Origin of the sequence: Clostridium simiarum (genome assembly GCF_018919175.1) — a bacterium.
In the GTDB taxonomy this organism is placed as follows: domain Bacteria; phylum Bacillota; class Clostridia; order Clostridiales; family Clostridiaceae; genus Clostridium_L; species Clostridium_L simiarum.
This window is the reverse complement of record NZ_JAHLQL010000007.1, coordinates 72,091-87,704: the sequence shown is the minus strand read 5'-3', so window position 1 is coordinate 87,704 and position 15,614 is coordinate 72,091. Positions and strand designations below refer to the sequence as shown.

Annotated in this window: 14 protein-coding genes and 2 riboswitches; of the genes, 8 read left to right on the top strand and 6 right to left on the bottom strand. The window is 33.3% G+C overall.

Going from position 1 to position 15,614, the window contains the following annotated elements:
• Positions 1–99: 99 nt before the first annotated feature.
• The 4 genes from KQI89_RS15630 to KQI89_RS15615 are packed head-to-tail and all read right to left on the bottom strand — an operon-like array spanning position 100 to position 3,501.
• Positions 100–1,542 (bottom strand): glycoside hydrolase family 1 protein, encoded by a 1,443-nt coding sequence (locus KQI89_RS15630; protein ID WP_216457869.1) that lies wholly within the window; start codon positions 1,540–1,542, stop codon positions 100–102.
• The gene (locus KQI89_RS15625) at positions 1,542–1,910 is read right to left on the bottom strand and encodes a PTS sugar transporter subunit IIA (protein WP_216457868.1); all 369 of its coding nucleotides are present in this window, start codon (positions 1,908–1,910) and stop codon (positions 1,542–1,544) included. Before KQI89_RS15625 ends, KQI89_RS15630 begins: the two co-directional genes overlap by 1 nt.
• 25 nt (positions 1,911–1,935) lie before the next feature.
• Positions 1,936–3,159: a PTS sugar transporter subunit IIC gene (locus KQI89_RS15620; RefSeq protein WP_216457867.1), complete on the bottom strand. Its 1,224-nt coding sequence runs from the start codon at positions 3,157–3,159 to the stop codon at positions 1,936–1,938.
• 30 nt (positions 3,160–3,189) lie between these two features.
• Positions 3,190–3,501 (bottom strand): PTS sugar transporter subunit IIB, encoded by a 312-nt coding sequence (locus tag KQI89_RS15615; protein ID WP_032123028.1) that lies wholly within the window; start codon positions 3,499–3,501, stop codon positions 3,190–3,192.
• Between the two features lie 467 nt (positions 3,502–3,968).
• Positions 3,969–4,148: riboswitch (cobalamin riboswitch) on the top strand.
• 241 nt (positions 4,149–4,389) lie between these two features.
• Here KQI89_RS15615 and KQI89_RS15610 point away from each other — a divergent pair.
• Genes KQI89_RS15610 through KQI89_RS15590 form a run of 5 tightly spaced genes read left to right on the top strand, consistent with a single transcriptional unit; the run spans position 4,390 to position 9,356 of the window.
• Complete coding sequence (locus KQI89_RS15610; RefSeq protein ID WP_216457866.1) at positions 4,390–5,970, top strand: ABC transporter substrate-binding protein; 1,581 nt, start codon at positions 4,390–4,392, stop codon at positions 5,968–5,970.
• A gap of 3 nt (positions 5,971–5,973) precedes the next feature.
• Positions 5,974–6,918, top strand: a complete 945-nt coding sequence (locus tag KQI89_RS15605) for an ABC transporter permease (protein ID WP_216457865.1) — start codon at positions 5,974–5,976, stop codon at positions 6,916–6,918.
• Entirely contained in the window at positions 6,915–7,742 is an 828-nt protein-coding gene (locus KQI89_RS15600) for an ABC transporter permease (protein ID WP_216457864.1), read from the top strand. The genes KQI89_RS15605 and KQI89_RS15600 overlap by 4 nt, the downstream gene beginning before the upstream one ends.
• Positions 7,736–8,680, top strand: coding sequence for an ABC transporter ATP-binding protein (locus KQI89_RS15595; RefSeq protein ID WP_216457863.1), 945 nt, complete (start codon positions 7,736–7,738; stop codon positions 8,678–8,680). Before KQI89_RS15600 ends, KQI89_RS15595 begins: the two co-directional genes overlap by 7 nt.
• Positions 8,673–9,356, top strand: a complete 684-nt coding sequence (locus KQI89_RS15590) for an ABC transporter ATP-binding protein (protein WP_216457862.1) — start codon at positions 8,673–8,675, stop codon at positions 9,354–9,356. Before KQI89_RS15595 ends, KQI89_RS15590 begins: the two co-directional genes overlap by 8 nt.
• Here KQI89_RS15590 and KQI89_RS15585 read toward each other — a convergent pair.
• A complete protein-coding gene (locus KQI89_RS15585) occupies positions 9,324–9,656 on the bottom strand; it encodes a hypothetical protein (protein WP_216457861.1) in 333 nt (110 codons plus the stop codon). The two genes, KQI89_RS15590 and KQI89_RS15585, sit on opposite strands and share 33 nt — an antisense overlap.
• A 156-nt stretch (positions 9,657–9,812) precedes the next feature.
• Between KQI89_RS15585 and KQI89_RS15580 the strand changes: the two genes are divergently transcribed.
• Both KQI89_RS15580 and ade read left to right on the top strand, forming a co-directional pair.
• Complete coding sequence (locus KQI89_RS15580; protein WP_246583152.1) at positions 9,813–10,385, top strand: restriction endonuclease; 573 nt, start codon at positions 9,813–9,815, stop codon at positions 10,383–10,385.
• Positions 10,386–10,573: 188 nt separating this feature from the next.
• Positions 10,574–10,675, top strand: a riboswitch (purine riboswitch).
• 31 nt (positions 10,676–10,706) lie between these two features.
• Positions 10,707–12,443, top strand: a complete 1,737-nt coding sequence (gene ade, locus KQI89_RS15575; RefSeq protein WP_216457859.1) for an adenine deaminase — start codon at positions 10,707–10,709, stop codon at positions 12,441–12,443.
• Positions 12,444–12,529: 86 nt separating this feature from the next.
• On the opposite strand, the gene gap is transcribed toward ade, so the two are convergent.
• The gene (gene gap, locus KQI89_RS15570) at positions 12,530–13,576 is read right to left on the bottom strand and encodes a type I glyceraldehyde-3-phosphate dehydrogenase (RefSeq protein WP_216457858.1); all 1,047 of its coding nucleotides are present in this window, start codon (positions 13,574–13,576) and stop codon (positions 12,530–12,532) included.
• A gap of 405 nt (positions 13,577–13,981) precedes the next feature.
• Between gap and KQI89_RS15565 the strand changes: the two genes are divergently transcribed.
• Positions 13,982–15,415, top strand: a complete 1,434-nt coding sequence (locus KQI89_RS15565) for a Mur ligase family protein (RefSeq protein WP_216457857.1) — start codon at positions 13,982–13,984, stop codon at positions 15,413–15,415.
• The last annotated feature ends 199 nt before the right edge of the window (positions 15,416–15,614 follow it).

The following is a 15,614-nucleotide window of genomic DNA, read 5'->3' as shown; positions in this document are numbered from 1 at the left end:
AGTCTATTTTAAATGTAATGTTATTATACGTATATCAAACTAGAATCATACAATTCCTATTGGAAAAGAGACTCCTAAAAAGGAATCTCTAAAATTTATTTATAACTTTTCACCGTTAGATGCTATTACTTCCTTATACCAATGGTAACTATCCTTTAATATACGGTTGCCTGTGCCATTACCATAGTCATCTAAGTCCACATAGATAAAGCCATATCTCTTACTCATTTCTGAAGATGAACAGCTTATAATATCTATAGGTCCCCATGCATAATAAGCTCTTACATCTACACCATCTAAAATTGCTTCTTTTATTTCAGCTATATGCTTGCTTAAATAGCTAATTCTCTCAGTATCATGAACGGTACCATCTTCATTTAAAGTATCAAATAAGCCTATACCATTTTCCGTTACCATAATAGGTTTTTGCCAACGATCCCAATAGTTATTTAAAGCGGTTCTTAAACCTAAGGGATCTATAGCCCAGCCCCAAGGATTAGCTTCTAAGTAAGGATTTTTATAACAAGTCTTGTTTTTCTTTACGCTTTCAGCATCACTAATGGATGTGTAATAGTAGGAAAAGGACATGAAATCAGCTGTATTTTTTAATATTTCCTCATCACCTTCATAGAACTTTATATTTAAATTATTATCCTTGAAGAATCTAAGGGCGTATCCTGGGTAATAGCCTCTAAGCATGACATCTCCAAAGAAGTATTCCATTTGATTTCTTCTCATAGTAGCAAATACATCTTCTGGCTTGCAGGTAGCCGGATAGCTTACAAAGTCACAAAGCATCATTCCTATTTCCATGTTTTTATTTATTTCATGAGCGATCTTAGTAGCTTTAGCACAAGCTACCATCTCATTGTGAACTGCTTGATATTTAGCTTCTAATAGATTATCTACCTTATCGGCACAAATACCTAGATGATTGAAGGATTCATAAACTATTAAGTTTATTTGGTTTACTAAAATCCAATACTTAACCTTGTGACCATAACGTTTAAATAATACTTCACAGTATTTCACAAAGAAATCTATAGTTTCTCTTGAGTACCAGCCTTTATAGTTAAGAGTTAAATTTAATGGAATTTCATAATGAGATACTGTTATTAACGGTTCCATACCATTTTTTATAATTTCATCTATTAAGTCATCATAAAATTTTAAGCCATCTTCATTAGGTTCTTTATCATCACCATTAGGGAAGATACGAGACCAATTTATTGAAGTTCTAAAGGTTTTAAAACCCATACCAGCGAGTAACCTTAAGTCCTCCTTGTAGTTATGATAAAAATCTATGGCTGTTCTTTTAGGATAAACACCTTCTGTATCCTCCATAGCTTTTAAAACATCTTCAGAGGTCATTTCTTCATTTGATCTTTTTTCAAGAGGTATATCTCCTCTGAATTTATTTATATCTGCTACACACCAGCCTTTTCCACCTTCTTGCCAAGCACCCTCTAGTTGATTAGCCGCCACTGCACCTCCCCAAAGGAAATTATCTGGAAATCCTTTTATATCATTAAAATTCTTCATTACATCCCCTCCATTTTCCTTTCTAATATAGAAATTCTATCTTCATAGCTTTTAAATACCTTAATTAATTGTTTTGCCATATTAAGCTCGCTATTTATAGTCATTAAAGTGTCTTGTGCATGAGCGAATAGCACTGAATATCCAGTAGATTGTCCATTTGCTTCTTTTTGCAGTACACCTGTCTGAGCCCCATGAGCTAAAGTTATCTCTTTATGAGCTAGCTGTAACTTTTCATTAGCAAGGTCTATATTGCCCTTTGCTACCTCTTGTAATGCTTCAGTTATATGAACTCTAGCATCACCAGCATTCATTATAATTTCCATAGCAACTGCTATTATTTCTTCATTTATATTTGTATTTTCCTCCATATGCTTTTCTCCTATATCTTTATTATTAATCTTCCATAGCAGCTTCTAAAGCCACTTGTTCTTTTTCATATAATTTAAAGAATGGATACCATATTAAACATGATAATACAACAATTACAGCTAATAGTATTAAACCTCTTAAGTCTTTAGATACAAGCCAAGTGGAAATTGGGAAAGGACAATACCATAGGCCAAATACACTGCTAGGAATAGTTACCATACCCATACTTAATACTAAATAAGTGATAATAGGGATTATAATACCTTGTAACCACATTGGAATCATAAGTATTGGATTCCAAGCTATACAACCAAATACAACAGGTTCATTAATGTTTAATATACCTGGAATCATACAAGCTGCGCCTAGGGATTTAAGTCTCTTTGATTTTGATGTAGCTAACATTATTACTAAAGGTAAGGTAGCTCCGATACCTCCAATAGCTATCCAACCTGAGAAAATAACCTCGTTTGTTGCTATGTTAGTAGATGCATTACCTGCTAAAATTGCAGCAGCATTAGCTGTGATTCCTGCAAGGAATATAGGCTGAGTTACTGGAGTTAAAACCCAAGTACTTATACCCATAGAATATAGGAATACACATAAGAAGTTTATTAGAACAAAACCTGGTAAGGACTGAGCAAAGTTTGCTATAGGTGCGAACATACCAGATATAAGCACAAAAATATCAAAATTTAATATATAAACTAAAAGCCAACCTGATGTTATGATTAAAGCTATTGGTAGCATAGAGTCAAACCAAGCTCTAACAAAGTCAGGAATAGCACTATCTTCCTTAAAGAAAGAGAATTTACCAAACAGACCCATTATTATAGAAACATATACTCCAACTATAATAGCCACAAACATTCCACCGGCTCCAAGGAAAGCAAAATCTAAGGTAGCCGTTTCTTGCATTTTAACTACTATAGCAAATAGTGATACTCCCCCCATACCAGCTACTATTCTCATTTTATTTAGTTTTTTCTTTTCCATATAGTTAAATGGTACTAAGAAGGAAATAAATAAAGATATAAGTCCCATAGAATAACTACTTATTGTCCATAAATTAGGCATACTTGGAATAAAGTCTTGCAGTATAGCGAGTATTGTAACTAAAGAACCTACAAGTATCATTGGCAATGTCTGCATTATGGAATCTTTTAAGGTTAAAATCCAAACGTTTCTGTTGATTTTATTCATTTTAGGGGCAAAATTCGTTTCCATCCAATTTAAAAATTTTTGCATAAACTCACTACCTTTCTTTTCTTTTGTTTTTTATTCAAATAAAGATAAAATATGCTTTAAAGCTTTTTCGCCATCTAAAAGTGAGTAATAACTTCTATCCATTAAAGCTACCTTTATATCTTTTCCTTGAACCTTTTCTTGAACCTCGTCCACTAGGTACTGTAAATGTGGTCCAATCATTAAACAATCTATGTCGTTAATATAGTTTTCAATTTCAGCTTCACTTCTAGCTAAAACTGAACATTGAACACCTTTTTTAGTGGCAGCCTTCCTTATATTAGTAGCCATAAACCCACTTGACGCACCGGACCCACAAACTAATAAAACTCTTATATTGTTCATAATGAAAACCTCCGTTTATTATTTAATCTTTTGTTTTTCTTTTAGTAAGTTTATTATAATTTCTCCTGAAATCCTTTACAAATAATTAGTTGCACTTTAAAGGTGAATAAAATTACTTATGGTAATTTATTTGCCCTGTGGCAAGATGATATTCTACAAAATACCATTAGCAATGTTGGTAATCAGATAAATAAAGTTATCCGAAGAACTAGAATACTTAGAAAGACTAAAAAAGGCAGGGTGGGAAAGGAATATATCCTTAATAAATTTATATACAGAGTAAGGTTTTAATTTTTGTCTTATAATTATTTTTGCCAATAATAAATTAAAAGGATATGTATTATAATACCAATACAGGTGTTTTGGTTCTAAATTATACTTTATTTTGTCGTTTATCCTGTTATTTGATAATTTTATGTATACAAATGGAGAAAAAGGTATTATAATGATAAGCATGACATTTTTAATTGAATATATGGGCGAGAGAAGATTTTAAAGCAAAATCTTACAGGGGAAACGGGTAAAAGCCCGTGCAGAGCCGCTACTGTAAAACATATCTTATTTTAATAAGTACCTAGGGTATTCTAGGAAAGTAAAAATAAGAATTAATGTTAAGCCAGAACACCTGACTTTCGTTTACGCACAACAAAACTTCTTCGTCACTAGGAAGGTGCTTTAATGAAGATTTCTTTTACAAAAGGAAATTGTTATTGTGTGCTGCGTTCGAGAGGATGGCAGCTTTTTTGTTTTTTTGAAATGTATGATGGAGATGAAATGTGATATTTTTATATCTTCAAATGTGTATTTAGGGCTGATTTAATTCCCTGATATAATTAGGCGGTTTTAAATTTATTTTAAAATATATATAAAATAAGAGGAGGATTTAATATGAAAATTTTTTCTAAAATCAAGCTTAAAAGGATGGTGCCCTTTTGTTTAGCTATGCTAATGGTATTGTCCTTTGCTGGATGCACTAAAACTGATGGTAAATCAGATTCTAAAGCTGTTTCCACTGTAGATATGGATGCAGAGATTGTACTTGGAGGTTATAGAAATCTAGCTCCAGGTGAAAAGGACGGCTACTATTGTAGCAAAATTATGTATGTTTGGGAGCCACTAATTACTCAAGATGATAATGCAGAACCTATTCCAGCCCTTGCAGAAAGTTGGGAGATGTCTAAAGATGGCAAGGAATGGACTTTCAATTTGAAAAAGGGAGTAAAATTCCACGATGGAGAGCCATTTAATGCTGATGCAGTTATTGCTAACTTTGATCGTATGAAATTAGGAGTAAAAAAGTCTTCCTTTTACCCATTGGATATTAATTCTCACTATCCTGAATTGAAGGAGTATTTAAAAGTTGATAATGACACTATTAAACTTACTTTCAATAATCCAGCACCTACACAAATCTTTAATATGGTTAACTTTGGTAGTGCTATATATAGCCCAAAATGCTTTGATGCAGAAGGAAACTTTAACGGTATTGCTCAAGGGACAGGCCCTTTTAAAATTGTAGAAAATGTAAAGGATCAGTATGTTTTATTAGAGCGTAATGAGGATTATTATGGTGAAAAAGCAAAAGCTAAGTCCATGCGTATCAAAGTTATTCCTGATGCAGATACTAGATTATCAGCTCTTAAATCTGGAGAAATTATGGGTGTAATAGACTTAAATGCAATTCCTGTATCTTTGGCAGTGGAACTTAAAAACAATGAAGATTTTGCTTTAACTACTTCAAAATCTACTATGATTCGTTTCCTTGGTGTTAATGGTACTAAATTCCCATTTAACGATGTGCGTATGCGTCAAGCAGTTAGCTTTGCTTTAAATCGTCAGTCTATAGTGGATGATTTATACTACGGTTTTGGTAAGCCAACTACTAATATCCTTAACTACGGCACACCTTTTTATAAGGATATAGCAGTTGAAGAAAATATGGACAAAGCTAAAACCCTTGCGAAGGAAGTACTTGGTGAGGAAAGATGTGAAATTACATATTTGATTAATGGTGCTGAGACTTCACAAAAGACTGAAGCGGAATTAATAGCAGCTACTCTTTCTGAAATTGGTTTAGATGTGAAGATTCAACCTATGGAATATGGGGTTATGAGAGAAGAGATGAAGTCTGGAAAATATAACCTTTCTCGTTTGCAACAAGGGCTTTCTAATAGTGAGCCAGCAACTATTTTCCGTCGTTTTATGCTTACTGCTGGTGATCATAATAAAAACTACAGTCTTGGATATGAGAGCAAAGAAGTACAAAGTCTGATGGATGAAGCTTCAGAAACTCTTGATATGGAGAAACGCAGCAAAATCTATAATGAGCTTCAGGAAATATCTTCAAAGGATTTACCGGTAATTCCATTGTTTAATGATGTGACTTTGTTAGCTTATAATAAAAAATTAACTGGATATCAAGCAAAACTTTACGGGTTAGATCTACCAAATGTTACTTGGGTAAAATAATCTATGTATAGATATATCCTTAAAAAAGTAGCATCACTAATTCCAGTTCTCATAGGTATTTCTTTAATTGCATTCATACTTGGGGTTATCTCTCCTGGAGATCCAGCAGAGATAGCCTTGAGCCAAGGAGGGATGTCTCAACCTACAGCTGAGCAGATTGAAAGCTTGAGGGAGGAAATGGGGCTTAATGACCCACTACCAGTACAATATTTAAGTTGGATGAAAAATGCACTAAGAGGTGACCTTGGAGTTTCTTATGTATCCAATGAACCAGTAGGGAAGGAATTAAGAAGACGACTACCAGTTACCCTTAAGCTTGCTTTATATGCTATGGCTATTACTTGTAGCTTTGGCATATTGCTAGGCATAGGCTCTGCAGTATGGAAGGATAAACTGATTGATAACTGTATCAAGGTGATTACTAATGTAATGCTTTCATTTCCTGGGTTTTGGCTTGGAATTTTGATGATACTACTATTTGCAGAAACCTTAAATTGGCTACCTACCAGTGGAACTGGAGGGGTAAAGCATATGGTGATGCCGGCCGCTGTACTTTCTTGTGCTACTACTGCTACAGTAGCAAGATTAACCCGTTCTGCACTACTAGCGGAGTTTGGAAAGCAATATTTTATAGCAGCAAATGCTAAAGGAATAAGCAAATATAGACTAATTATACGCAATGCTCTACCTAACGCTATAATTCCTGTGGTAACGTTACTTGGAAACTATTTAGGAGGTATCCTTGGTGGTTCGGTGGTTATAGAAACCATATTTGCTCTTCCAGGGGTAGGGAGCTATGCTATTAATGCTATTAGTGGCAGAGACTATCCTGCTTTACAAGGATATGTTTTGCTTACAGGCTTCCTGTACGTTGGAATTTCATTGGTAGTGGATATGATTAACATAGCTTTAAATCCAAGGATTAGGATTGGAGGGAGTAACCTATGAAAAACAAGGGAAAGGTTCAACTTGTAATAGCCTTATTAATTCTAGGAATTATTATAATTTCTAGCATCTTGGCACCTTTATTAGCTCCTTATGACCCAAATCTTACTAATATGGCCTCACGCCTTCAAGGACCATCTATAAAGCATTTATTAGGAACAGATGCCCTAGGGAGAGATATGCTTAGTCGTGTGCTGTACGGTGGTCGAGCTTCCATGTTACTAGCTCTAACGGCAACAACTTTGTCCATGTTAGTTGGTATGGTACTAGGGGTTATTGCAGGCTATTATGGTGGCGTTATAGATTGGTGTATAACCATTTTAGCTAATATTTTTCAAGGGATTCCTGGGACTTGCTTTATGATTGCCATTGCAGGAGTATTAGGCCCTAGTATACAAAGTTTATTGTTGGCCTTGGTGCTCACATCTTGGGCAGGATTTTCACTTATTGTGCGTACTGAGGTGTTGTGTTTGAGGGAAGAACCCTATATTGAAGGGATGCGTTGCCTTGGTAGCAGCGATTTACGATTAATTATTTATCACATTATTCCTAACATGATAAATAACACTATAATTCTTTTTACTACAAGGGTTGGGAGATGTGTTCTCTCTATTGCATCTTTAAGTTTTTTAGGACTAGGTGTACAGCCACCTACTCCAGACTGGAGTGTTATGATTAATGATGCTCGTATGCATTATCGTAGTGCTCCTCATCTGATTATTGTACCAGGACTTTGTATATTTTTTCTATTACTATCTATTAACATGTTAGGAGATGCATTGAGGGACCGACTTGACGTTAAGAACCAGGAGGTGCTTGAATGTTAGATGAATCTACCTATGATATAGTTTTGCAGAATACTACAGTAGAATTTGATATTTCTTCTGGTGCTGTAAAGGCAGTAGACAATGTTACTGCCACCTTTTATGGAGGACAGATTACTGGATTGATTGGAGAGAGTGGTTGTGGAAAATCAGTATTAGCCCATGCAATTTTAGGAATGCTTCCATCTTATGCAAAACTAGAGGGTAATATCTTATATGGAGATAAAAATATAGCTAGTGCATCTACTAAAGAAATGCGTTCTTTAAGAGGAAAAGAAATAGGCTTGATTCCCCAAAATCCAGGTGATTCTCTAAACCCGGTGAGGAGGATTGAAGCTCAATTAGATGAGGCATTGCTTGTAGCAGATGAAAATTCTAAAAGGCGTAAGAATAAAGCAGAAAGCTTACTAAGAAGTTTTGGATTTGATAATGTTAAGAGAATTTTTTCATCATATCCCTTTGAATTAAGTGGAGGTATGCAACAACGTGTGATATGTACCATTGGGGTTGCTTGTTCCCCACGGTGGGTACTAGCGGATGAACCCACTAAAGGTCTTGATATTGATCTTAGGAAGCAGGTTTATGATACTCTAGAGATGATAAAAAATAAGAGTGTTCAAGGAATGATAGTTATTACCCATGATCTTGTTTTAGCAGAAAAATTATGTCAGTGTATAGCAGTGATGTATAGTGGAGAGATTGTTGAAATGGGTAAGGATGTTTTAAAAACACCACTACATCCCTATACTAAAGGGTTTCTTGCATCCCTACCGGAGAATGGTATGCATCCTATGAAAGGTATTTCTCCAAAACCTGGTGACAAATCCTTTGGGTGCAAATTTGCTCCTCGTTGCAGTTACTGCACTGAACGATGCATAAATGAAAAGCCAGAGCAATATGAATATGAGGGAAGGACTGTGAGGTGTTTTCTATATGCTTGAAGCACGTGAAATCTGTAAAACATTCCGTAAAGGGTGGCGGGGAAAGTCCTTTTCTGCACTTCAGGATGTGAGCCTTACAATTAAAGAAGGAGAAACTCTTGGCCTCATGGGACCCAGTGGATGTGGCAAAAGCACTCTAGCACGTATTTTGTTAAGACTGATTCCCGCGGACAGTGGTGAGGTATTATATAAAGGGAAGAACTATAGGGGACTTAGCGGAAAACAAATGCTTCCTTTTAGAAAAGAGGTTCAGCTGATTTCCCAACGACCACAGTCATTTTTTGATCCTTCTATGAAATTGGGGAAAAGTATGATTGAGCCTCTAAAGATTTTTGGACTTTATGAAAAAACATATTCTGAAGAGATTATTGCACAGACCTTATATAAGGTAAAACTGAATGATTCCTTATTGGAACGTTACCCTCATCAGGTTAGTGGTGGTGAAATCCAGCGTCTTTCTATATGTCGAGCACTGCTATTGAATCCTAAGGTTCTAATCTTGGACGAGGCAACATCTATGCTAGACATTTCAGTACAGGCACAAATTTTACATATATTAAAAGACTTAAAGAAAACCCAATCTATATCTTACCTTTTTATTTCCCATGACCGTAAGGTTGTAGAGTGGATGTCCGACAGAGTACTAGAGATGAAGCAAGGGAAGATTATTAAGTGATTTAGAGGATACTAATGCATTTTCTAAAGAAGAATGTTTTAGTTTAGATAATGAATTTTCTAGTATATCTAAATCTAATTTATCCACATCAATTGAACATTTATACATAATTGATGTGGATAAGTTTAGCATTGATTCTTGAATAGAGTAAATTTGTTCTGCAGTTGCGGTTTTTATTAATAAGCTTAATCCAGATTCTATATTTGATATGGATAAATCATCATATTCAATAAGGTCATTTAACTCATCTATTAGAAGCTCATTTCTACCTACTTCTAATATTTTTTTGTATAGATCCATTATTACTCTCCTTTAATTTCAAAATAATCATTTTTAACTGGGATATAATTATTTTATACCATTCAATCAGGAAAAGAAAATCACGAAAAGAAATTATCATGGAATTAAAAAAGCTTAACTTGGCAATAATTGCTTATAGAGGTGATAATTTTGAATATGTTAAAAGGTACAATAATAATGTTACTCTGTATCTACGCAGTTAAGGGCATAGAATATATAGTTAGTAAAATAAGTAAATACAAACATAAGGATGAGCAGATTTTAATAGACATAACTAAGGAAAGAATTGAAAACATGACAGGGTATGAGTTTGAGGCATTTTGTAAGTGGCTATTTGAGGCATCTGGGGATTATTCAAGTGTTGAATTAACTGAATATAAAAATGATGAAGGAAAAGATTTAATTCTTACTTGTGATGATGGTGAAGAAATATTTGTTGAATGTAAGAGATATAATTCTGAATCAGAGGAAGAGTTAAAACATGTGGAGGAAGAGGATTTTGTTATAGGGAGAGTTATATGCCAGAAGCTTGTGGGTGCTATGGTTTCTGAAAGCATTAAAAAGGGAATTATAATTACTACTGGTAGCATACACAAAAACGCTACTGAGTATATAAATAAGTTGCATAAAAATAGTGATATAAGGATTAGCATAATGACTATGGAGGATATAGTTAAACTTATGGAAGAAAACAAAGAAAAGGGAGCAAGTGTTACTATTACCGTATAATGTTTTTTGAAAGGTACTTTATCAAATAAAAATCCAAGTGTGTTGCCTTAAAGATCTAAAATAAATATATATCAACTGATTATATTTTTGGAAGTTATTATTTAAATATCATAAGAATATGAAGGTGTTTTAAGGGTTATTTAGTTATAATCATAGAATTAGCTTTGACATAAGGCTAGTGCTTAAATATAATATATAACAATAACCTTCGTATAAGCTAAGCAATATGGGTTTAGCGTTTCTACTATACTACCGTAAATAGTATAACTATGAAGAATTTAGTCCACGGAGGTTAAATATTTTTACAAGGTGGATTACTAGATGAATAAAAAAACTTTTATGGAACAAATAAGAGCAGCGGCAAAGCATGAAGTATGCGATTTAGTTATTAAGAATATAAATATTGTGGATGTATTTCAAAGTGATATATTTACTGGTGATGTAGCCATAAAGAATGGATACATTGTAGGTCTTGGAAATTATAATGGGCAAGTTACTATAGATGGTACGGATAAATATATATGTCCAGGCCTTATTGATGCTCATGCTCACATAGAATCTTCTCTAACAACCCCTAATGAATATTATAAAGTAGCACTTCTTCATGGGATAACTTCCATGATTACAGATCCTCATGAGATAGCAAATGTTTTAGGTACTAAGGGTATAGAGCTTATGATGAATTTAAGTCATAAGCTGCCTTTGGATTTTTACTTTATGCTCTCTTCGTGTGTTCCTGCTACAGCTTTTGAAAGCTCAGGTGCAAAGCTAGAAAGTGAAGATTTATTGCCTTTATATGAAAGAGATAGGGTTTTAGGACTAGCAGAGGTTATGAATTCTCCAGCAGTTTTAAATTGTGATGAGAATATGATTAATAAGATATGGGATGCAAGAGAAAAGGGATTAGTAATAGATGGACATGGTGCAGGATTTAGTGAAGATATGATTAATACTTATACTACGGCTAATATTACTACTGATCATGAATGTCATAATGCAGAGGAAGTTATAGATAGATTAAGAAGAGGTATGTATGTACTTATAAGAGAAGGTACTGTGGCGAAAAATCTTAAAGAATTAATTAAGGCTACTAATATAGCTAATTCTAGAAGGGTTTGTTTTTGTACAGATGATAAACATATAGATGACTTAATTGAAAATGGAAGTATAGATCAATCAATTAAAATGGCTATTGAACATGGGTTAAAACCTGAAACCGCTATACAAATGTCTACACTTAATACGGCGGAATGTTATAATTTAAAACATAAAGGTGCCATTGCTCCTGGATTTATAGCTGATTTTATAATATTAGATGACTTAGAGAGTTTTAAAATAAATTCTGTTTATAAAAATGGCCAGTTAGTGGTAAAAGATAATAAGCTTTTACATAAGATGGAGAAAAATAATTATATATATGATTTTAAGAATAGCATAACTCTTCCAAAGATTGATAAGGAGAGTTTTAAAATCAACTTAAAGCATAAGAAAAAGTTAAATGTTATTGAGATTATACCTAATAAATTAGAGAGTAACCACTTAAAGATTAATATTGATGAATTAAATAACACTGAAGAATTCATTGGAGATATAGAAAAAGACTTAATTAAAATAGCAGTTATAGAAAGACATAAAGGTAATGGAAACATTGGACTTGGAGTTATTAAGGGATTAAATATTAAATCCGGTGCCATAGCCACCACTATAGCCCATGACTCTCATAATATGATTGTTAGTGGATGCAATGATGAGGATATGGTTTTTGCAACAGAGGAACTTCAAAGGATAGGTGGAGGAATAATAGTAGTTAAAGATAAGAAAGTTCTTGCATCTATACAACTAGAGATTGCAGGGCTTATAACAAGCAGAGGCTTAAAGGAAGTAGTTTCAGAACTTAATAAGTTACATGAAGCTATAGGCGAAATAGCGCCTAGTATTAACTTTAATCCATTTTTAACTTTATCTTTTCTGTCTTTACCTGTAATTCCAACCTTAAAGATAACTGATAAGGGTTTGTTTGATGTTACTAAGTTTGATTTTATAAATATTGTAGAATAATAAGGTTAAATATAAATGGCTTCCAGTTTTTGTTTTGCTGAGGTTTAAACAAAAACTGGAAGTTTATTTAGGTTAGAGAATTGCTGTTATCCAGCCATTTCAATGTTACCTTCTGAATTTTTCTGTATTTGTTCTGCCAAGTAGTTTACAAGATCTACGATTCTACAAGAATATCCCCATTCATTATCATACCAGGAAACCACCTTTACCATATTGCCTTCCATAACCATGGTGGAGAGCCCGTCTATTATTGAAGATCTTTCATCACCTTTGTAATCTATAGATACTAGAGGTTCTTCTGAATATCCAAGTATGCCTTTCATAGATCCTATAGAGGCTTCTTTGAAAGCGTTGTTAACTTCTTTTACAGTTACTTTTTTTGAAAGTTCACAAACTAAATCAGTCATTGAAACTGTGGCAGTAGGTATTCTTAAGGAGAATCCATTTAGTTTACCATCAAGGTTTGGAAGAACTTTACCTACAGCTTTTGCTGCACCTGTAGTAGTTGGAATTATTGACTCTGCTGCAGCTCTTGCACGTCTTAAATCCTTATGATTCTTGTCCAATAGTTGTTGGTCGTTTGTATAGGAATGTATGGTGGTCATTAACCCCTTAACTATTCCAAATTTATCATCTAAAACCTTTGCAAAAGGAGCAAGGCAATTTGTTGTACAAGATGCATTGGAAATTATAGAATGTTTTTTTATATCCAAATCCTCTTCATTAACCCCCATAACTACAGTTATATCTTCATCCTTTCCAGGAGCTGTTAATATAACCTTTTTAGCTCCGGCCTTTATATGCTTCATAAGGTTTTTCTTATCCTTGAAAACTCCTGTGGATTCTACAACTATATCTATATCCATGTCTTTCCAAGGTAAATTTTCAGGATCACTTTCTCTACATATTTTTATGCTTTTACCGTTTATTATCATTGAGTCTTCTTTAGTGTCTATGTCACCGTTAAATCTTCCGTAGCAAGAATCGTATTTAAAAAGATGAGCTAGAGTTTCGCTAGTGGCTCTTGCATTAATAGCAACTATCTCCACATCATCACAAAGCCTATCCTGAGCGATCCTAAGCACCGACCTTCCTATTCTTCCAAATCCATTAATAGCAACTTTTATAGACATATTTTTTCCTCCCATTAATATTAATTAACATTATGTAAAAATATAAAACAATCATATTGGATTAATTAGTGTAGCACATATATATTATATAATATATATGTGCTACACTATATATAACAATAATATGCATATATGTCAATAGAGGTTACAGTATAATTAAAAGCATTTAGCTTTGATTTTCACAGACTAGATAACGTTTACAAGGTTTTTCTAAATAATCTAGTATGGAAAAATTTTAGTGAATCTTAATGGTAATTGAGGTGTATTTATTATGTTTATTAATGTATAAAACAACACTTTTCAAAGGATTTGTGGATCTAATTTTTTTATCTTAGGTATAAATTTTCTATTTTTAGAGATTTATATAACTAAAGGGTTATATATAAAAGCAAAGAAGGTGTAGCTATGACACTTAAAAATAGAAGGGTTTTTGAAGAAAAAGGTAATAAATCTATATTTATTAAGGGTAATAAGATTATTAAAGAGGATCACTTATATAATGTTAAGGAGCAATGTGAATTAGAGGGAATACCGGTGATTGAAAGTGAAGATAATTCTTTAATTATTGGTTATGGAAAAAACTCTATCTTCTTAGATGAGAACATATTTAAATGCAAATATAGTGGTGATATAGATAAGATATTAAGTGAATTTAGCGGCAAAGATAAAGGATTTATTCCAATAATATCTGTCACAGGAACCAATGGGAAAACTACTACGGTAAGATTAATTCACTGTATATTAACTAGACTTGGCTATGTATCTGGATTAGCCTCTACAGGAGGCATATTTATAGGAGATAATAAAATAAAAAGTGGAGATACCACAGGTTATTATAGTGCCAGAATGGTTTTAAGTAATGAAGATGTTCAGGTTGCGGTACTTGAGACTGCCAGAGGAGGAATAATTAAAAGGGGGCTTGGATACAAAAAAGCTAGCGTAGCAGTATTTACATCTATTTCAGAGGATCATATAGGTATGCAGGGAATTAACCATATAAATGATCTTATAAAAATAAAGACCTCCATATTTGATGAGCTTGATCCTAAAGGGAAGATAGTTTGTTTTAATAGCCCTTTGTTATTAGATTCTATAAAACATAGAAAAAGAGTATGTCTATTTGGTATAGATTTTGATGTTAATATGAAAAGTCATATGGATAGAGGGCAGGAAGGGATGTTTCTAAAAAATAATCATATTATTTATTTTAATAAAAATGAAGTCAGGAGCATAGCAGATGTTAGAGATATTCCCTTTACTCATAATGGGTTTTCTAAGAGCAATGTTAAAAACCTCATGGCAGCCATAGCAGCTGTAATGGAAGTACATGATGAATTGGATGACATAATAGACATATTAAAGAGTATTAAATGTGACTTATATAATAACCCAGGAAGGCAGAATATATTAAACATAGGAGAGTTTAATTTATTATTAGATTATGGACATAATTCAGAAGCTTTTACTGAGGTTTTTACTATAGTTAAATCCTTTAATCCTAAGAATATAACAGCTATAATAGGAGCGCCAGGAGACCGGCAGAACAAATACATAAGGGAGCTTGGATATATAGCTACAAAATTTAGTGATAGCATAATAATAAGAGAGCAGGAGGATTTGAGAGGGCGAATAAAAGGAGAGGCGGCTAGACTTCTCATGGAAGGAGTTATGGAGAATAAGGACTTTGATATTTCTAAAGTGAAGGTTATATATAAAGAAGAGGATGCTCTTCTTTATGCTCTGAAAAGTGCTAGAGCAGGAGAATTTATAATATTATTTACTCAATGTCTTGAGGTTGTAATCCCAAAGGTGGAGGAGTTTAGCTCTATAAAAGGATAAAATAAAAAAGGTAAATTAATATTAAAAGCCATGGAATTTAGATTTATTTATCTAAATTCCATGGCTTTTTTAGTTAAAACCATTGAGCTTTGAAAAATGATTCTAATTAAACTCTGCTTAAATTTAAGAACTATTTTATCCCATGACTTCCCGCTCTAATACTCACATCTTGTTCAAAGTGGGAATAAAGAGCGGCTAG